Annotated in this window: 16 protein-coding genes and 1 riboswitch; of the genes, 7 read left to right on the forward strand and 9 right to left on the reverse strand. The window is 38.6% G+C overall.

Going from position 1 to position 20,183, the window contains the following annotated elements:
• Window positions 1-39 precede the first annotated feature (39 nt).
• Window positions 40-399 (forward strand): DUF4260 domain-containing protein, encoded by a 360-nt coding sequence (locus RFH42_RS16895; protein ID WP_374990824.1) that lies wholly within the window; start codon window positions 40-42, stop codon window positions 397-399.
• A gap of 16 nt (window positions 400-415) precedes the next feature.
• Here RFH42_RS16895 and RFH42_RS09045 read toward each other — a convergent pair whose 3' ends face one another.
• The 3 genes from RFH42_RS09045 to lhgO form a co-directional block, all read right to left on the reverse strand.
• Window positions 416-1,177, reverse strand: coding sequence for a LuxR family transcriptional regulator (locus RFH42_RS09045; protein WP_308975264.1), 762 nt, complete (start codon window positions 1,175-1,177; stop codon window positions 416-418).
• A 202-nt stretch (window positions 1,178-1,379) separates the two neighbouring features.
• Complete coding sequence (locus tag RFH42_RS09050) at window positions 1,380-2,696, reverse strand: MFS transporter (RefSeq protein ID WP_308975265.1); 1,317 nt, start codon at window positions 2,694-2,696, stop codon at window positions 1,380-1,382.
• Window positions 2,697-2,725: 29 nt separating this feature from the next.
• Complete coding sequence (lhgO, locus tag RFH42_RS09055; protein ID WP_308975266.1) at window positions 2,726-3,931, reverse strand: L-2-hydroxyglutarate oxidase; 1,206 nt, start codon at window positions 3,929-3,931, stop codon at window positions 2,726-2,728.
• Between the two features lie 22 nt (window positions 3,932-3,953).
• Here lhgO and RFH42_RS09060 point away from each other — a divergent pair, with 22 nt between their 5' ends.
• The gene (locus RFH42_RS09060; protein ID WP_308975267.1) at window positions 3,954-4,661 is read left to right on the forward strand and encodes a GntR family transcriptional regulator; all 708 of its coding nucleotides are present in this window, start codon (window positions 3,954-3,956) and stop codon (window positions 4,659-4,661) included.
• A 435-nt stretch (window positions 4,662-5,096) separates the two neighbouring features.
• Here the strand turns inward: RFH42_RS09060 and RFH42_RS09065 are convergent, their stop codons facing one another.
• Both RFH42_RS09065 and RFH42_RS09070 read right to left on the reverse strand, forming a co-directional pair.
• The gene (locus RFH42_RS09065; protein WP_308975341.1) at window positions 5,097-6,467 is read right to left on the reverse strand and encodes an aromatic acid/H+ symport family MFS transporter; all 1,371 of its coding nucleotides are present in this window, start codon (window positions 6,465-6,467) and stop codon (window positions 5,097-5,099) included.
• Window positions 6,468-6,673: 206 nt separating this feature from the next.
• Window positions 6,674-7,606, reverse strand: a complete 933-nt coding sequence (locus tag RFH42_RS09070) for a LysR family transcriptional regulator (RefSeq protein ID WP_308975268.1) — start codon at window positions 7,604-7,606, stop codon at window positions 6,674-6,676.
• A gap of 387 nt (window positions 7,607-7,993) precedes the next feature.
• Here RFH42_RS09070 and benA point away from each other — a divergent pair, with 387 nt between their 5' ends.
• The 5 genes from benA to benE all read left to right on the forward strand — a co-directional run bounded on the left by benA (window position 7,994) and on the right by benE (window position 13,112).
• Window positions 7,994-9,376 carry a benzoate 1,2-dioxygenase large subunit gene (benA, locus tag RFH42_RS09075; protein ID WP_308975269.1) on the forward strand — a complete coding sequence of 461 codons (1,383 nt, stop codon included), beginning with the start codon at window positions 7,994-7,996 and terminating at the stop codon, window positions 9,374-9,376.
• A complete protein-coding gene (benB, locus tag RFH42_RS09080; RefSeq protein WP_308975270.1) occupies window positions 9,373-9,882 on the forward strand; it encodes a benzoate 1,2-dioxygenase small subunit in 510 nt (169 codons plus the stop codon). Before benA ends, benB begins: the two co-directional genes overlap by 4 nt.
• A gap of 135 nt (window positions 9,883-10,017) precedes the next feature.
• Window positions 10,018-11,034, forward strand: a complete 1,017-nt coding sequence (gene benC, locus RFH42_RS09085) for a benzoate 1,2-dioxygenase electron transfer component BenC (protein WP_308975271.1) — start codon at window positions 10,018-10,020, stop codon at window positions 11,032-11,034.
• A 48-nt stretch (window positions 11,035-11,082) separates the two neighbouring features.
• Entirely contained in the window at window positions 11,083-11,868 is a 786-nt protein-coding gene (locus tag RFH42_RS09090) for a 1,6-dihydroxycyclohexa-2,4-diene-1-carboxylate dehydrogenase (protein ID WP_308975272.1), read from the forward strand.
• A 56-nt stretch (window positions 11,869-11,924) separates the two neighbouring features.
• Window positions 11,925-13,112, forward strand: coding sequence for a benzoate/H(+) symporter BenE (gene benE, locus RFH42_RS09095; RefSeq protein ID WP_308975273.1), 1,188 nt, complete (start codon window positions 11,925-11,927; stop codon window positions 13,110-13,112).
• Window positions 13,113-13,251: 139 nt separating this feature from the next.
• Here benE and RFH42_RS09100 read toward each other — a convergent pair whose 3' ends face one another.
• The 4 genes from RFH42_RS09100 to RFH42_RS09115 form a co-directional block, all read right to left on the reverse strand.
• Entirely contained in the window at window positions 13,252-14,106 is an 855-nt protein-coding gene (locus RFH42_RS09100) for a hypothetical protein (protein WP_308975274.1), read from the reverse strand.
• 148 nt (window positions 14,107-14,254) lie between these two features.
• On the reverse strand, window positions 14,255-17,008 hold the full coding sequence (locus RFH42_RS09105; protein ID WP_374990826.1) for a TonB-dependent receptor: 2,754 nt from the start codon (window positions 17,006-17,008) through the stop codon (window positions 14,255-14,257).
• A gap of 292 nt (window positions 17,009-17,300) precedes the next feature.
• Window positions 17,301-18,362, reverse strand: coding sequence for a DUF475 domain-containing protein (locus RFH42_RS09110; protein WP_308975276.1), 1,062 nt, complete (start codon window positions 18,360-18,362; stop codon window positions 17,301-17,303).
• A gap of 52 nt (window positions 18,363-18,414) precedes the next feature.
• Window positions 18,415-18,570: riboswitch (yybP-ykoY riboswitch) on the reverse strand.
• 85 nt (window positions 18,571-18,655) lie between these two features.
• Entirely contained in the window at window positions 18,656-20,182 is a 1,527-nt protein-coding gene (locus RFH42_RS09115) for a DHA2 family efflux MFS transporter permease subunit (RefSeq protein ID WP_308975277.1), read from the reverse strand.
• Window position 20,183 lies beyond the last annotated feature (1 nt).

The following is a 20,183-nucleotide window of genomic DNA, read 5'->3' on the forward strand; positions in this document are numbered from 1 at the left end:
AAATCTATTTATGTCCATTACAGACTTTGGAATATCACAATGAATTTTAGCCATCTCATTATTCTTCGATTAGAGAACCTTTGCATTGCAATCATCGGATTAAGTCTTTATTACCATTTTGCTTTTGACTGGATGTTTTTTTTATATTGCATCCTACTCCCCGATTTGAGTATTTTGGCGTATGCCTTTAACAATCGTATTGGAGCTTTGAGTTATAATCTTGGCCATAATTATATATTTCCAAGTCTACTCATTTTGTTATGTATTTTTCTATCTCAACCTATACTACTAAGTATTGGATTAATTTGGATCATTCATATTGGTTTAGATAGAGCATTGGGATTTGGCTTAAAGCATGCTCACAATTTCAAGTCCACCCATCTTAATTTAAATAATTAATTACAACTCACTGAGATTATTTGAACTGTGGCCGAATCAATTGTGTTAACAAACCTTTGGCCACTGCATGTTGTCTATTATTCACACCTAATTTAATCATAACGTGATTCAAATGAAATATTATGGTTCTCTCACTGACACCTAAAATTTTTGAAATATCCCAAGAAGATTTTCCTTCACATGCCCAAAATAAACATTCATATTCTCTTTGGGTTAAAGGCTGTTTCAATGGCTCTTTACTTGTATGTAATATTTGATACTGTTGAAACCATTGCATAAGATGTGTTGATAACAACAGTATGTATGGACAAAGTTGATTTAATAAGGCTCTGCTTTGTACAGATTGGCTCTGAGTCGCCAAATTAAAAATTCCCTTAAAACCAAAGGTTGTACTTAATGGAATGCTTAAGCCAGAGTGCATTCCAAACCGTCTTGCTTGTTCAAACATGACATGATATCGAGCATCTTGAAAATCTGGCATTAATATTAATTCATCCCAAAATATAGGTACAACATGCTCAAAACAATATGCTGTTATTGGATCATTTAAGTAAAAGTTTTGTTCATGATAATAATCACACCATCCTACAGGATAATGATCTAACATAAATATTTCAGGTTGTACCAATGACTCAACTCGATAGAGTGAAAACATATAATAATCTAATTGAATATCTTGACAGTAATGAGCCATTAACTGTTCGAGCTGTTCAATTTGATCAGTCTGTTTGATTTGAGCAATCACTGTCATTGTTAAGGCATATACTGATGTAAACAATTAAGCTGTCCCTCTTTAACAATCAATCGCTTTATTTTTTATACCTTAATTCAGGCAACCTTATTTTTACAAATAAAAAAAACCACATCGTAAAAACATCGATGTGGCGAAAAGTGATCATGTTAATCAGGCATGTTTAGCCGAAAACATCATGATTAACGAAGAAGACCGATACAGCAAAGCAGTATCATCAAAGTCAGCTTTAATTTTTATGTTGGGAGAACTTATAACCTTGATCACAAAATGCAGCGATAATCACAAGAATTGCAGCAATAAATAAAATCACTGTAACACCTGTAGTTGAATGTGTTGGCGACATCGCCACCAAACTCAATGCCCCCAATGGTGCCAATCCACCAGCAAGTGCTGTCCCTAACTCTCGACCAGTACCCACACCTGTTGAACGGTTTTCAACTGCAAATTGGCGACTCAAGAAAGAACCTTGTGGTGCAAACATCATTGGTGCCAATAGACCCGTACCAATCGCAATTGCCAAATAAATTGTATTGTCCTGAGCTTTTTCAAGTAAATACATAAATGGATAAGCGAATAACATCGAGAGTATACCACCGATAATTAATACGTTTTTACTACTCCATTTATCACATAACCATCCAAAGACTGGCACACTTACGATTGCGACTAAACTTGCAATTGTTACAGACAACGAAGTCACATGCGCACTCACACCTTGGAACTGTGTTAAGTAAGCTAATGAGAATGTCTTAAAGATATAACTAAGCGCGTTATAACCAATAGCCAAGACAAAAACCACCAACAAGCCTTTCATATTTGTCTGTAAGATTTGCTTAAATGGATTAACCTTCTTCACTTCAACTTGAGCATCAACAACTGCTTCTTGATAATCTGGAGTTTCAGGCAAACTTTTTCGCACCCAAAGTCCGATAAGAACCAATACAAAACTCAAGATAAATGGAATACGCCATCCACCATTTACAAGAAATTCATCACCATTTAAGGTCAACAAGAAAATAGTCAAAGATGATAAAAGCAAACCTAAGTTTAAGCCCAATGCTGGCCATGCCCCTTGACGACCACGTTTATCTGCTGATGCATGCTCATACGATGTAATTGCAGCCCCAGCCAATTCAGCCCCAGCCCCCAAACCTTGAATAATACGAAAAACAACCAATAAAACAGGTGCCCAAATCCCAATTGTTTCATAAGTTGGGATTAGACCAATTGCTGTTGTACAAAGTCCCATCAGCAAAAAGGTCACAAATAGCATTTTTTTACGGCCAAATTTATCACCAAAATAACCAAAGAACATGCCACCAATTGGACGTGCAATAAAACCAATCGCAAAAGTTGCAAAAGCTTGCATAGCTGCATTACTTGGATTTGAAGTATCAAAAAATACTTTGGCAAAAACAATCGAAGCCATGGTCGCATATAGGTAGAAGTCATACCATTCTAGCATTGACCCAACAATAGTCGCCGTTGCGACCTTACGTATACGCTTCTTTTCTTCAATTGCAGTTTCAATCTGTTGACTCATTTTACAATCCCTTAATCAACTCAACGGCCTTATTTGTGGGTCATCACTTCACGAACGATATATTCAGCAATCGCCAATGAAGATGTCGCACCTGGTGATGGTGCATTACGAATATGTGTAATATTGCCCTGTTTACGAATAACAAAATCATCAACCAATGAACCGTCAGACTCCATTGCTTGTGCTCGAATGCCACGAGTTGCAGGAACACAAGATACGTTTTCTAGACTTGGAACATATTTGGCTGCTTCTGCAACAAAATTAGTCTGGCTCATGACAGTACTTAATTCACGTAATGCAGCTGACATGTTTTTAGATGAAAATTTCCAGAATCCTTTATAGGTCAAGAAATCATAAATATCTGAAAGATTGAATGTTTTACCATCATAGTTTTCACGACCAAAAGAAATAAAGGCATTTGGCCCAATAGTCATTTGACCATCAATACGCTTAGTGAAATGTACGCCTAAGAATGGATATTTTGGATCAGGTACTGGATAAATTAAGCCTTTAACGTGACTTTTGAAGTTTTCATCAATCACATAATATTGACCAAAGAAAGGTACGATTTTTGGTGTTGCGATATCACCAGCATTTGCTGCTAAACGGTCTGATTGCAAACCTGCACAAGTGACAACATAGTCAAAAGTTGTATCGTAATGATCTTGGTCAGCAAAATGCACTGTGATTTTGTTGTGCTCTTCAGTTAAGTTACTCACTTTACGTCCAAGGACAATCGTGCCACCTTTGCTTTGAATTTCTTCAGCAATTTTTTCTGCAATCGCTCCATAGCTGACAATTGCAGTACGTGGTGAATAAAGTGCACTAACACCAATACAGTTTGGCTCTACTTCCGCAATTTCACCTGCACTTAACATACGAACATCAGGTACTTTGTTCGCCAAAGATTTTTTATAAATTGCATCTAGACGTGGCAATTCTTCTTTGTCCAGTGCAACCACAACCTTACCGCATTCGTCATAGGCAACATTGTTTTCAAGGCAATACTGTTGAACTAATTCAGCACCACGACGACACAAACGTGCTTTTAGGCCACCTGGCTCATAGTACAAACCAGCATGAACCACACCTGAGTTATGACTAGACTGATGTTGAGCAACTTTATTTTCTTTTTCAAAAACAGTTACTTTTGCATCAGGAAAATCTAATAAAATTTGGCGAGCAACGGAGAGTCCATTGATTCCCCCTCCGATAATGGCATAATGCTTGTTCAACAACCTTCCCCTGCTAAATGTTATGAAATTGATCCAAAAACCAAAAAGTTTGACTGAAGAAGCCTTTGAAATTCTGCAAGATGCGATTATTAACAATCAGCTAGAATTCAACGTTCTTTATTCAGCCACTGAATTGGGTCAAATGTTAGGTGGGATTTCTCGCACCCCTGTCCGCGAAGCGGCTCAAATGCTGGAAAAAATCGGTATTGTAAAAATTGAAAAGAACAAAGGCATACGCATTATTCCGACATCATTCAGTACAATGATCGAATCTTTCCAGATTCGTTTAATGCTTGAAGTGCCTTTAATTCGCCGAGCAACTGAAATTCGAACTCCAGAGGATATCGAACGTCTCAATCAAATTTTTGAGGAGTTCAAACAAAAATCCCTTTCAGGTGATAGTACTGGGACGCTAAAAGCTGACCGTGATTATCATCTTGCCCTGTTACAGATCGTTGATAATCAAAAAGCCATTGATATTATTAGTAATACCCGTAATCAGGTCCTTATCGCAGGCTCGGCTACCATCCCTCATTCACGTTCATGTCAAGCGACCTTTGAAGATCATCTTGAGCTACATCAAGCTTTCATTCATGGTGATCAACAAAAAGCTGCTGAGGCGATGAAATCTCATATCATCAACACCGCAAATTTGTTAATTCATCAAGAATCAGCTAAACGCCCTAACTGGTCGGAAAAGGACGCGATTGATCAACTGAATTGGATATAAATAAATCTAGCATGTTGCATGCAACATGTAAATGCTCATTGTATTGGGTATTTTTGAACTCATGCGTTCGCTATAGCCATAATTTAACCATTACTGCATAAAGATGAAGGGTTCAAGCTGTAAATGTAGAAAGGAGCAAAATGATATCAAAGACAAGTGTTGTATGATTTTTCCCAACAACATACGTTTATAACTTTTTGATTATGCTTTTATTTTACGGTTCAATCTGGAGCAAAAGCAGAACGCTCAACAATCATGATTAGCGCATAAAATAGAGAGGAGTAAGCTCCTCTCTATAAGTAAGTTGCTAAGGATAATACCCCAAGTTTCTTGGACTAAAGTCTATGCACCTCATCTGAATCAGATCTTGTGTACCATGTATACAAAAACCATAAGTTCACAAGTAGTCTAGCTAAAGCTCAATATAACGTAGTGTTATTTGCTGACAACAAGAGAGGCCTCTGCTTCAGCGGATGGTTCAGTCACTGTTCTCCCTTCAACTGAAGCTTTTAAATTCACCATAAAGATGGCTAAAGCTGCGATTACTCCTGGAATTGCAATCATTAAAAAATTCATTTGATGAGGGAGTTGGAACGTCAGTAATGCACCTGTTAACACTGGTCCTACAATCGCCCCGATACGCCCAATACCAGATGCCCAGCCCATGCCTGTAGAACGTACTGCTGCTGGATAAAACTGTGCAACGAAGGTATATAGTAAAATTTGTGAGCCAATTGTTGCAGCCCCAGCAATCGCAATTAAAGTATATAAAACCAATTGTGGACTGTTGAATCCCAACATAATTAAAGCTACTGCCCCCACAGCAAACATAATACTCAGCACAGGTTTTAAGTGAAATTTATCAGCAAGTACACCGCCACCAATTGCCCCAACCATTCCGCCAATATTGAGCGCAAATAAAAAGATCATACTTGCACCAAGCGAATAACCAGCTTGAATCATAAGCTTAGGTAACCAACTACCGAGTGCATAAACCATGAGTAAGCACATAAAAAATGCAATCCAGAACATGAAAGTACTAAAGCTACGTCCTTGTTGGAACAAAGCACGCAGTGGTGCTTGATCTACAGCTGCAACCTCAGCAACAACAAATTGGGTTGTAGTAAACACAGGCTGTTCAGGGCAAATCTTGTTCACAATTTCAGAAACTTGCTTGGTTTTTCCTGTCTTGGTTAAAAACATCAAAGACTCAGGTAAACACTTCCATATCAAGGGCAACGCTAAAAATGGCACAATTGCAATATAGAACATGATTTTCCAACCATAATCTGCAACGAGCCAAGCACCTAACAATGCTGAGGTCATCCCACCAATGGCATAACCACTAAACATTAAAGCAACTAAAGTACTTCGAATACGTTTTGGTGCATATTCTGTCATTAAAGCAACGACGTTTGGCATAACACCACCAATACCAAGCCCTGCAAGAAAACGTAGCACGCCAAATTCTATTGGAGATGAAGTAAATGCACCTAAAAAAGTAAAGCCGCTAAAGATTGCAACACAAATCATAATGGTTTTTTTACGCCCAATCTTGTCTGAGAGCGTTCCAAAACACATGGCACCAAACATCATCCCGAACAATGCTGTACTGGCCAACAAACCTGCTTGTACCGCTGACAAAGACCATTCTTGCATGAGTAAGGGTAAAGCAACCCCATAAATCACTAAATCATAGCCATCAAAAATAATAATAAGTAAACACCAGATTAAAACATTCCAATGAAATGCTGTGAATTTTGCCTTATCCACGACCGTATTGATGTCTAATTGTGTATTTTCCATCATTTCGCGCCTCCTGCACTTGTATGGTCAAAATTTTCCAAACAATGCAGCAAAAGCTTTTTGATGTCCAAAACCAAATTTAGATAAATCCATACCTTAAAAGTTGGTATTTTATTTTGAATGTTTGTTTAAACATTGCTCAATCCAGCCATACAACGCATTTGCCATCACATACAAAGCAGCGATTTATTGTGCAAAAAGCAAACTTAATAGCTTGGCACGTTTAAAAATTCTACTCGCTGATAAGGTATACCTTCTAAATCATAGACTTGATAAACACAATCAAAGATGGCACGAATATGTTCGGTATCATCCATATTGCGTGTCACCATAAAAATAGGGCTTACAGCACGATCATCCAGTAAAGGTAAATAATGTAAGTGGGGTAATTGAATCGTTTTTGCACTTTCAGGAACAATACAGATACCCTCACCTGCTGCCACCATACCCACAGCAAGTTGCACTTCACGAACCTCGATTAGGTTTTTAGGGACTAAGCCATATTCAGAATATAAGTGACGGATTTGTGTAGAGAAATTGGGTTTCGCTGTGCTCGGATAAAGAAACTGTTTTTCGCTCACAATATCCACCAAGTTAATTCCCGTGCTTTGCGCTGCAAGTGGATGACTGGCATGTACAGCAACCATCATGGGCTCTTCACGCAATAGTACACGGCGAATTGCAGGATCTGATATTCGTAAGCGACCAAAACCAACATCAATACGGCCTTCTTTTAAGGCTTGAATTTGTTCTGCTGTACTTAATTCGATCCATTCCACTTTTAGATGAGGATGCTGTAGACGGAATAAATAAACAATTTTTGAAAGTAGACCAAAGAGTAAAGATCCAACAAAACCCATTTTAAACGTTTTTTCTTGCATCCCGACACGCTGTGTCATTGATTTAATTTCTTCAGCATTAGACAAAAGTTTAACAGCATGCTGATAAAAGAATTGCCCTGCCTCAGTAGTTTTAAGTGGACGACTCCCACGTTCAAGCAATTGAATGCCTAACTCAGCTTCTAAATTTTGAATCTGGCGACTTAAAGGTGGCTGTGCAATATACAGTTTCTCCGCAGCCTTGGTGAAACTTTGTTCTTCAACAATGGTGACATAATATCTGAGATGTCTGAGTTCCATGGTATCCATACCTTTAAAATATAAAAAAATGCAAATTTGATCTTAGACAGTGTTTATTTATTCTTTTAAGGTATCTCACATCAGGTAGAGATTGCAAGATCATCGAGTGGGCCAATATTCTCCCATTTAAACTCGGTTTATCAAATTGCTAAATTTCTATATAGCACAGGGAATGTGTGAGGTTAAGTGATGTTATGGTGTAGCCAATTTGCCAACACAAATGAAGAACTTACCTCGATATGTAGGATTTATAGCAATAAACCTGCTCATCGTTTTACATATATTGTGATCCATGATCGTGCAACTCTCCTGAACCTCATTTAACACCCAATGTGAATTTTCAAGCATTGCGGGACGGAACTTATATTTGCAAGTCGGAGAATGGACATGCCGCGTATACCCGTAATTAATACTAGTCATCTTGATCGTATTGATGAACTTTTGGTTGATGACTTTGAGAGTGGCGAATTTAAACTGCATCGTTCAGTTTTTACAGATCAAGCACTATTTGATCTTGAAATGAAGTATGTTTTTGAAGGTAACTGGGTTTATTTGGCGCATGAAAGTCAAATTCCGAATAACAACGACTTTTACACCACACACATTGGGCGCCAACCTATTATTATTGCACGTAACCGTCAGGGTGAACTCAATGCAATGATTAATGCTTGTTCACATCGGGGGGCTCAACTTTGTCGTCATAAACGTGGCAACAAAGCAACGTATACTTGTCCATTTCATGGCTGGACCTTTAACAACTCAGGTAAGTTACTCAAGGTAAAAGACCCAAGTGAAGCTGGCTATTCAGATTGTTTTAACCAAGACGGTTCCCATGACCTTAAAAAAGTTGCTCGTTTTGCAAACTATAAGGGTTTCTTATTTGGCAGCTTAAACCCAAATGTCCCAGAACTTGAAACATTCTTAGGTGAAACCACCAAAATTATTGACATGATTGTGGACCAATCTGCTGACGGTTTGGAAGTATTACGCGGTACTTCAACCTATACCTATGAAGGTAATTGGAAACTCACTGCTGAAAATGGAGCCGATGGTTATCATGTTTCTGCTGTGCATTGGAATTATGCTGCAACAACTCAACAGCGTAAGGAAAAACAAGCTGCTGACAATATTCGTGCAATGAGTGCTGGTGCTTGGGGCAAACAAGGTGGTGGTTCTTACGGTTTCGAACACGGACATATGCTGCTTTGGACACAATGGGCAAATCCTGAAGATCGTCCAAACTTTGCAAAACAAGACGAATATACCGAAAAATTCGGTGCGCCAATGAGCAAATGGATGATTGAACGTTCACGTAATTTATGTCTGTACCCCAACGTTTATCTCATGGACCAATTTGGTTCACAAATTCGTGTCTTGCGCCCAATTTCTGTAGATAAAACAGAAGTAACGATTTATTGCATTGCACCTGTTAATGAAGCACCTGAGGCACGCGCACGTCGTATTCGTCAGTATGAAGATTTCTTTAATGCTTCTGGTATGGCAACCCCCGATGACTTAGAAGAATTTCGTGCTTGCCAAGCGGGATATGCAGGGATTGAACTTGAATGGAATGACATGTGCCGTGGTGCAAAACATTGGGTACAAGGCCCTGATGATGCAGCCAATGAGATTGGTTTAAAACCGATATTAAGTTGTATTAAGACTGAAGATGAAGGTCTGTATTTGGCACAGCACCAATATTGGTTAAAAACCATGAAACACGCCATTCAATCAGAAAAAGAACTTGCGATACAAGGAGCTGGAGCATGAATGCAGCAATCGACTTAGGCACAATTTCATTAGAGCAAGTTCAACAATTTTTATACCGTGAAGCTCGCTTGCTTGATGATGAACAATGGGATGATTGGTTAAATTGTTATGCACCTACAGCATCTTTTTGGATGCCTGCTTGGGATGATCATGACCAATTAACCGAAGATCCTCAAGCAGAAATTTCACTGATTTATTATCCAGATCGTCAAGGTTTAGAAGACCGTGTATTTCGTATTAAAACCGAACGCTCTTCTGCCAGTACACCCGACACACGTACCAGTCACAACATTAACAATGTTGAAGTTATTGCAGTTGAAGGCAGTAAACTCACTGTACGTTTTAATTGGAATACTTTGAGTTTTCGCTATAAAACACAGTATAGCTACTTTGGTATGTCACGCTATGAAATTGATTTTTCAACCGACCAACCACAAATTCTCAATAAATATGTGGTCTTGAAAAATGATTATATCAATCAAGTGATTGATATCTATCACCTCTAATAAGTTTTAACGGTAGTACTTGCTCTTCTTTCTCGCAATCGCTACCGACTTACTCAATTAACCACACTTCTCATACTCACACTCAGCCTTGCTGAAGCTCGTGTATTGTCGAACATTTTGAAAGGATTTTAAAACGTGTCCAGTCACAATATTGCACTCCAATTTGAAGATGGTGTTACCCGTTTTATCTCAGTTGCTCAAGGCGAAACGCTTTCTGATGCTGCATATCGCCAAAAAGTAAATATTCCACTAGATTGCCGTGATGGTGCTTGTGGCACATGTCGCGCCTTTTGTGAATCAGGCCAATATGATATGCCTGAAGAATTATATATTGAAGATGCCTTAACAGCAGAAGAAGCGGCTGAAGGTTATATTCTCGCTTGCCAATGCCGCCCAACATCAGATGCAGTATTTCAAATTCAAGCCTCTTCTGCGGTTTGTAAAACAGAAGTTCATCAATTTAATGGCCGCTTAGCACGTGTTGAAGCTATTTCAGAATCAACCATTTGCTTTGACATTGCATTAAATGCAGATCAAACACAGATTCAGTTCCTTGCTGGTCAATATGTAAATGTGGCTTTACCGAACAGTCAAGAAACACGCTCTTATTCTTTTAGCTCAAAACCAGGTTCAGACTTATGTAGCTTTGTTGTGCGTAATGTACCACAAGGGAAAATGAGTCAATACCTCAGCCAAAATGCACAAGTTGGCGATGAAATGAGTTTTACTGGCCCATTTGGTAGTTTCTATTTACGCCCTGTACAACGTCCAGTACTGATGTTAGCTGGTGGTACAGGTATCGCTCCATTTTTATCTATGTTACAAGTTCTTGAAGAGAAAGGTTCAACTCAACCTGTGCGCTTAGTCTTTGGGGTAACCCACGATTTTGACTTAGTTGAATGTGCAAAGTTAGATCAGTTGCAAGCAGATTTACCTTGGTTTGAATACCGCACGGTTGTTGCCCATCCAGAGTCTGAACATCCTCGTAAAGGCTATGTTACTGGTCATATTGATAATGAATGGTTAAATGCTGGCGATGTTGATATTTATCTGTGTGGTCCAGTTGCTATGGTAGATGCTGTACGAAATTGGTTAAGTACAGAAGATATACAACCAGCAAACTTCCTCTTTGAAAAATTTTCTGCCAACTAATCTAATCGTTAGCAATCTATAAAAGACCTCAGCAAAGGATTGAATTACATGTCACAACCGAACAGATTTCAAGATCAAGTCGTTATTGTTACTGGTGCAGCACAAGGGATTGGTCGTGGTGTTGCACTACAAGTTGCGGCTGAAGGTGGAAAAGTAGTTCTGGCTGATCGTTCACATTATCTTGAAGAAGTTCAAGCTGAAATTGAAGCCAATGCAGGCCAAGCGATCAGTATTTTAGCCGATCTTGAAACTTTTGCTGGTGCGCAAAGTGTAGTCCAAACTGCAATTGAACACTATGGTACGGTTAACGTGCTCATTAATAATGTGGGCGGTGCCATTTGGATGAAGCCTTTTGAGGCTTTTGCAGAAGAAGAGATCATCAAAGAAATCAATCGTTCACTTTTTCCTACCCTGTGGTGTTGCCGTGCAGTTCTACCCGAAATGTTGAAAAACAAATCAGGGACTATTGTCAATGTCTCCTCCATTGCAACCCGAGGTATTCACCGTATTCCTTATTCTGCTGCTAAAGGCGGAGTGAATGCTTTGACTGCCTCTTTAGCCTTTGAACATGCCAAAGATGGTATTCGTGTCAATGCTGTTGCAACTGGTGGAACAGAAGCACCGCCTCGAAAAGTACCGAGAAATAGTGCTGAACAAACTGAAGATGAACGCATTTGGATGCAACAAGTTGTTGAGCAAACCATAGATCGAAGCCTGATGGGCCGTTACGGTAGTGTTCAAGAACAAGTCAATGCAATCTTATTTCTAGCTTCCAATGAATCTTCTTATATGACAGGAACCGTCATTCCTGTTGGTGGAGGTGATCAAGGCTAATCCCCTGTTCGCTCGAACTCAACCATTCGTCATACTGAGCAAGGAGGCTTTTATAGATGACAAAAATATTGCAACAATTACGTGAAGATTGGTCAGTCTCAGCAACTGTTGCTGGTTTTTTAGCTGTGTTGATTTCTTACTCAGGCCCATTAATTATTTTTTTCCAAGCAGCTCAACAAGCTCAAGTTTCAACAGAAATGATGATCTCATGGATTTGGGGGATTTCAATTGGTGCAGCAGTTGCAGGTACTTACTTATCAATTAAATTTAAAGTTCCTGTCATTACAGCATGGTCAGCACCAGGCACCGCACTTCTGGTCACTTTATTTCCCAATGTCTCTTTAAATGAAGCAGTTGCAGCTTATATCACCACTGCCATAGTTATTTTTATTATTGGAGTGAGTGGTTATTTTGACAAACTACTCAAATGGATTCCCCAAGATATTGCAGCTGCAATGATGGCAGGTATCTTATTTCAATTTGGATTAGGCCTCTTTATTGCAACTGACACTATGCCACTACTGGTATTTTGCATGTTGGTGGTTTTTTTATTTGCCAAACGATTTTCACCTCGATATGCCATGGTTTGGGTGCTACTTAGTGGTATTGGACTCAGTCTCAGTCTGGGAAATATGAACCCTGTAGATATCCATTTCAATTTAGCAATCCCACAGCTCATCCTGCCAGAGTGGACTTGGCGTTCCACACTAAATCTTGCTTTACCTTTGATCATTGTCAGTTTAACTGGTCAATTTTTACCAGGTATGGCCATCATGAAACTCAGTGGATATGATATTCCTGCCAAACCTATTATTTCGGTCACCAGCATTGCTTCACTAGCCGTTGCCTGTGTTGGTGGTATTACCATTGTTTTAGCCTCGATTACTGCTGCGCTTTGCATGGGTAAAGATGCTCATGAGCTCAAAGAGAAACGTTATATTGCTGGCATTGCCAACGGAATATTTTATATTTTAGGTGGATTATTTGCAGGCAGTATTGTCATGTTGTTCAGTTTACTCCCTAAAGAACTGATTGCTGCGCTCGCAGGACTGGCTCTCTTAGGTGCCATTGGTAGCAATATCGCTGTGGCCATGCGTGATGATACATATCGTGATGCAGCACTGATTACCTTTTTAGCCACCGCTTCTGGTTTGCATTTTATGGGTCTGAGCTCCGTTTTTTGGGGTATCTGTCTTGGTTTACTGGCCCATATTATTCTCAGTAAAAAACGATTAACTGCTTAATTATTTACTGTTTATGCTTACAAGCGAATTGAGTTAAAAGCAGGAATAAGCATAAATTCCCAGTCAAGCACATTAAAATGACTGTACTTCACTCCATCATAGGTGAAGTACATAAATCATTTTATGTCCAATAAGAAGACTATTTTTTTACTGATTTTTTCTCAATATAACTACTCGTTTTACGATCAAATTCAAATGTTTTATAACTTATCTCTGCTTTTTTTAACTGAGCTCCGACACCTTTATAACGCACCTGAATAGGATAATAGGTACTCTTATTCGGTATCACTTTTAATGTAGAAGTCGTTGTCCATGCCATCTCTGGACGATCTGCATAAAAGCTGCTGGTATCGCCGCCAGCATCACCGATGAAAACCCATTGAATAGGTGTTTGTTCAGCCAATAACAAAGCGTACCAACCTGATGAACTCTGCCCACCTGCACCTGAAAACTCAGCCTCAAAATAACTTCCTGTAAGCTCTGGGCCAAAAGCTTGTATATTTTTACTCACTTGTTCGAGGTCAAGTTTTAACTCCCCATCACCACCTGGTAAATCGGTCATATTAAACTTTGAGTTAACTAAATAATATCGGCCATCGATTTGTTTAAAAATAAACATATCAGCATCTGCACTACAAGCACGACAACTCATAATTTGGCCGTCATAATATTTATTTTTCTGCATGACTAACAAATAACGCAGTTCACCTGAAGTATTTTTATAACTTACTACTGGTAATAAACTGAGTAGATACTGTTCTTTTTCAGTACCACGTACTTGAATAATCGCTTTAGGTGCGGAGGAAATATGTTCTAACTCTTCTGGAACAGCTAAAGCTTGTGTCTGATAAATACGGGACAATATTTGTTCCATATTTAGACTACTCACATTTACCGATGATTTTTCATAAACCAATGCTTCATCCGGTTTTGCCATACTTAATGTTGGGGCTAAACATACCGCCATCATGATGATAGAAAAAAATTTCTGCACATTAGTCCCTTTGTATTTCAAATATGAGTTCGTAATTTAAACTAATATAGATTAAAGCATTTAAGCTATAACAATAGCGAGATTCAATCAAAAAGCCAAAGTGCATACTAATGCGCTTTGGCTTAATCAAACAACACAAAAACTAACTTTAGAATGACAGTTTAAAGTTGAGATAATAATTTCGACCAATCTGACTGCTATAACGATTTAAATAGTTTGTTCCTGACATATCTACAGTGTAATGATCAAAAAGATTATTAATACCAAAACCAAGTTCTGCACCATTCAATTTTTTTATGCCTGGAACTTTAAAATTTGCACAAGCAAAAATATCATGAGAAATTTCACTGCCAATCTTTAAACGCTCTGCTGCAACACCCGTTTGATTTAAAATCGCTGCTGCGTTGGTAATGTTATAACCGCTATAATATTGCGCACCCCAGCCAAATGTCCAAACATCATTGGCTTTAAAGCTAAAAGAAGCATTTGCACGGTGGCGAATTGGATCACCAGAAGCACTACCGTCTAACTTACTTTCCCATCCTCCTGTGAGGTTGGTTTGTTGAATATATTGATCGACATATGTATAGCCAAGATTGAAATTTGCATCGCCGAGTAAACTATCAAAACGATAACTCAATGCCGTGTCTATACCACTGGTTTTTAGACCTAATGCATTAAATGGTTGAGTATTAATACTTTCTACTTGACCTTGAGCATTACGAATCACTCGACCTGGGAAACGATCTTCATTATTCAACACATACTCAGCATTAGGTGTAGCAATATTATTATCTTTTTCAATTTGGAAATAATCAACAGACCATCTCAAATCGGGCACCCAATCAGGAGTAAATACCACCCCAACGTTATAACTCTTTGATGATTCTGGTGTAATGGATGGATTTCCACCACCTATTTCTGTATAGCCTCCAAGTTCTTTACCTGTTCTAGGATCAACTAGTGTGGAGTTATGTACAGATGTACTGTTAAGCTCAGCAAGCTGTGCTAATTTAGGTGCAATAAAACCTTCACTATATGAGGCACGTAATAGAACTTGATCATTGGGAGCAAATCTAAAACCAATCGTTGGACTAATTGCATCAAACTTGGTTTTATCTTGATAATTATAACCTGTTAATACTGAGTTATAACCTGTAGCTGAATCAACGGTATATTGTGGCGTTCGAGAGTCAATTGCAAACTCCTCATAACGACCAGCAACTTGAACATCTAATAATTTTGCCCAAGGTAAATCCATTTCAGGTGAAATAAACGGAATGCTCAATTCTAAATAGGCACTTTTAGCCTCCATATTGCGCTCAATCGGTTTGCGCCATGGATTATCAACATGTTGATGATCTGCAAAACCCTCGGTTTCTGTTTTACTATACTCAAGGCCAGTAGCCATACTAATATCACCAGCGTACCAAGAATAAACCGAGCCTGCGCCACGAAGTGCAAAATCATTCACTGTTGATTGAGTTTGAGTTTTTGGGTAATTCCAGTATTTAGCAATAACATCAGTTCCATCGGTTGTTGTATCTTTAATCAGATTAATTAATCCTGCATCTAAATCTTTTGCCCATGCAATAGCTCCCGGATTTTTACTCCCCCGACGTGGATAATTCACCATAACATTTGCTCGGCTCCACGAATAATCCGCAGAAAGTGTAAAGTTAGGTGTTAAATCAAAGGTAAATCCTGTTGCTAAACGCTTGGTTTCATTTTCGGTTTTACGATAAGACTTTTCCCCGATATCAGACCAATTCACAGGATAATTAACCTGAACCTCTTTACCAAATGGGTTTGCTGGATTATCAGCTTTATATGTAACAACCCCATAACCATGTGGTGTGGTTAAATGCTTGCCTTCTTCTTTATCATAAGCCCCTTCAAGATAAACATTTAAACGATCAGAAAAATCACGGTTAATTGCCAAACTATAAGCTTCAGTTTTGGTTTCTAAAGCAATCTGAGTTTGATCTGACCAAGCACTCATTTGATTAGATAGACCTAAAGCATAGCCTTTACCAAGTTGACTAACATCACCATTCCAACCTTTAGGAATGTGGGCTGCAGTATAAGTGCCATCATCATTTTTAATACGAAGGTTAACCAAATGTCCTGCTGGTGGAGATGAGGCATTATTGAGTGAATCTGGATTATTTTTTAATTGTCGATTACGCCCGATATTACGCCAATTTTTTTCAGCATGTTTTAATACATCTTGATCACGTTTAGATGCAGTAAAGAGTACCTGAGTACGACCATCCTCAAGGGCAAAACCACTCACTAAACTTACTGTTTTAGTCGGTTGGCCATTTCCTGTGGTATCTTCATAACGCATGCTTACTTCTGTTCCAATATAATCACGCTTTAATACCACATTAATTACACCACCGATCGCTCCAGAACCGTAAATAGCAGATGCTGATGTAGGTAAAACCTCAATACGTTCAATTGCCTCCAAGGGAATATTATTTAAATTCGGTTGATCAGTACTTTCAGCCGTACCACGATTACCAATACCTGCTGTACGACGACCATTAATTAAAATCAAAGTATGATTCGCACCTAAGCCCCTTAAATTGATTTGACTCGTAGTACCTGTAAACCCTGAACCAGAGCTGTTTGGCGTTGAGGTTGCCTGTGGTAATAATTTGGTGATCAAAGCACTGACATTATTAACACCCGTATTTTTAATTTCTTCTTTTGTAATTACTGTATAAGGTTGGACATCATTTTCTGTTCTTGGAATATCCATATTCCCTTCTTTTAATGCCTGCTGTTGATATTCAGCCTCCATTTCAATAACAGGTAATACGACAACTTCATTTGCTATATCTTGTGCCCAAGCCATTGAAGGTGAGATCCCCATAAACACTGATATATAAATCATTTTTCTAATTATTTGTGCATAGGGATTGGGTTTAAAGTTCAGTAACTGTGTAGATGGTCGTGGAATAAATGACGACATATCTTTACTTCCTGTTTTATATGAAATTTACAAATTGGCACAAATCATACACGCTTTATTCTCAATTACAATAATAATGATAATCATTTTCATTATTATTAAATAAAAATCCATCTTCATCTAATACAATGATTTTAAAAATTAAATAATTTTTAAACATAAAAAAGCCCCTTACTTGGGGCAAAATGCGGCTTAAAACCACCTTATTAAAATTCTATTGAGATACGCTATTTTTTTGATGTGAGATTGATGCAATGCTCGACCAAATAATAAAAAATATTCCTATTAAACCCGTAATTATTTCTGAAATATGCCAACCTGTTGCACTAGCCAACATAATCAGTGCCAATGCGCCAATTGCATAATGTGCACCATGCTCAAGGTAGATATAACTTTCTAAAGTCCCCTGATCTACTAAATATACAGTAAGCGAACGAATAAACATCGCCCCAATGGCCAATCCCAGCATAATCACCACAATATCATTTGAAATTGCAAATGCACCGAGCACGCCATCAAAACTAAAAGAAGCATCTAATATTTCCAAATATACAAATCCTGCAATTCCCCCTTTTAAAATAGTAGAAGACACCACAGAATGATCCGTTGCGGTACTTTGCTCACCAGCAAGAAAATGGCTCAACACTTGCACACCAATATAAATAACAATCCCCCAAATACCAGCCATCATAACCACAAAGCGTTTATCCTCAGCCACAAAAACATTCATGAATAATAATATGGATAAAGCAATAAACACTTCTATCGCGGCGATTTTACCCAATTGAGTAAAGCGTTGTTCTAACCATTTAAACCATTGGATCTCTTTATCTTGATCAAAAATAAAATGTAAAAATACCAATAATAAAAACATACCACCGAAAGCAACAATCTCAGCATGATGATCTGCAAGTTTGGCAGCATAAATCGTAGGTTGATTTAATGCTAATTGAGCGACTTCAAACATGCTCAAATCACTAGTTAATGCAACAATTAATAATGGAAAAAGTAAACGCATTCCAAATACAGCAACCAAAATTCCTAAAGTCAAAAACAACATCTTCCAAAATGGATTCCAATGTTTTAAAACGGCAGCATTGACTACTGCATTATCAAATGACAGAGAAACTTCCATAACCGCTAAAATGAGTGTTGCACTGACCACTTGCAGCATTGCAGCTCCACCAGCATGAACACCATGATGATAGCCCCAATAGGCTGAGAGCAAGAGACAAGCAATTGAAACTAGGATGGAAAACTTAAAATACTTCAGCATTATATTTTCTCTAGCTAGCAAGATAAAAACCCATGACTTACCCCTCCTTGCTAGCTAAAGAATCTCAACAAGAAAAGTAAATCAAAGGTCTTGCCAACAGGAAAACATTACGTTTTTTGCTATGATGACCATGCTTTAGATAAGCAATTATGTTGATCATCACCTATTTACATTGCGTAAATAGCGGCTACTCCCCAATGAAGAAGTGTATTTTTAATCAAATAATTCACAAATGCAAGATAAAAAGCCCGCTATTTTATTAGTAGCGGGCTCCTTATTAATTTGACGAGAAATTAGTGTGCATGCCCTGCACCAACACTACTTTTCGGTTTTGGACACAGCCAAATGATTAATCCTGCAAAGATAAAAATCATCGCAAAAATAAAAAACACATGATTGACAGATAAAGTCAGTGCTTCTTTATTCACTAAATCAGAAATAATGCCTAATGCCCTTTCTGAACTGATCCCCTGTTGGATTAATTGAGATTGGGTATGTTCGGTATGTAAAGTTCCAACCAAATCACTCCGTGATGATTTCGCAAAATCATCCCACAGTGTTACCGCAGCTGAAGCGCCAATTGCCCCCGCCATTGTTCTAACAAAGTTCATTAACCCTGCCGCTGATGCCATTTCATCAAGACGTACTGCACCTAAGGCAAGATTAGATAATGGAATAAAGAAAAATGGTACAGCGAAACCTTGAATAATCTGAGGTAAAGCCAGCGCCATAAAATCGGCATCATTTGACCAAAAGGCACGCATCAATGTCACTATTCCAAGCACCATTAGCCCAAAGCAAGAGAGTGCTCTTGGATCGTACTTGGTGGCCATTTTTGCAACAATAGGAGACATCATTAAACTGCCAAAACCCATTGTTGCAGTTAAATAGCCAGCCCATGTTGCGGTATACCCCATGTTAAGTTGTAACCACTGAGGAATAAGCACAATACTGCCAAAAAAGGCTGCAAAGGCAAAAGCCAAAGACAAGGTTGCAATGGAAAAGCCCCGATAACGAAAAATCCGAACATTCACCACAGGATGCTGATCGGTCATCTCCCAAATCATAAAGACAATAAACCCTAGTACCGTAATAATCGCCAATGCAACGATGATATTACTATTGAACCAGTCATATTCATGTCCTAAATCCAGCATTAATTGTAATGCACCAATCCAGATCACTAACAATGCCAAACCAATGGCATCAATTTTTAGCTTCGCTGTTGGTGTCTCAATCCCACGCAATAAACGGAAAGCACCATAAGCACATAACACGCCGACAGGGATATTAATAAAGAAGATCCAATGCCAAGACCAATTATCACTGATCGAGCCTCCTAATATTGGGCCTAAAATTGGTCCAACAACGGTAGTCATTGCCCACATTCCCATAGCCTGCGATTGCTTTTCAGGAGGGAAAATTCGCATCAATAAGGTTTGTGAAAGCGGCATAATTGGACCACCAAAAATGCCTTGCCCAATACGACAGATTACCAACATCGCTAAGCTATTGGATAAACCACATAATATTGAAAATGTAGTAAAGCCGATCAAACTAACAATAAAAATACGTACTGCACCAAAACGTCCAGCAAGCCACCCTGTTAATGGAACACAAATTGCCTCAGCAACAGCATACGAGGTAATCACCCAAGTACCTTGGGAACTAGAAACAGCTAAACTTCCAGTAATATGTGGGACGGAGACATTGGCGATGGTCATGTCGAGCACCACCATAAAATTTGCCAAGGCCAATACAAAGGCAGCTAATAGTAATGTGGGCCCCTTGAGCTCTCCTGGTAGAGTGAGATCTTTCATA

Source organism: Acinetobacter rudis (assembly GCF_031157835.1).
GTDB lineage: Bacteria > Pseudomonadota > Gammaproteobacteria > Pseudomonadales > Moraxellaceae > Acinetobacter > Acinetobacter rudis_A.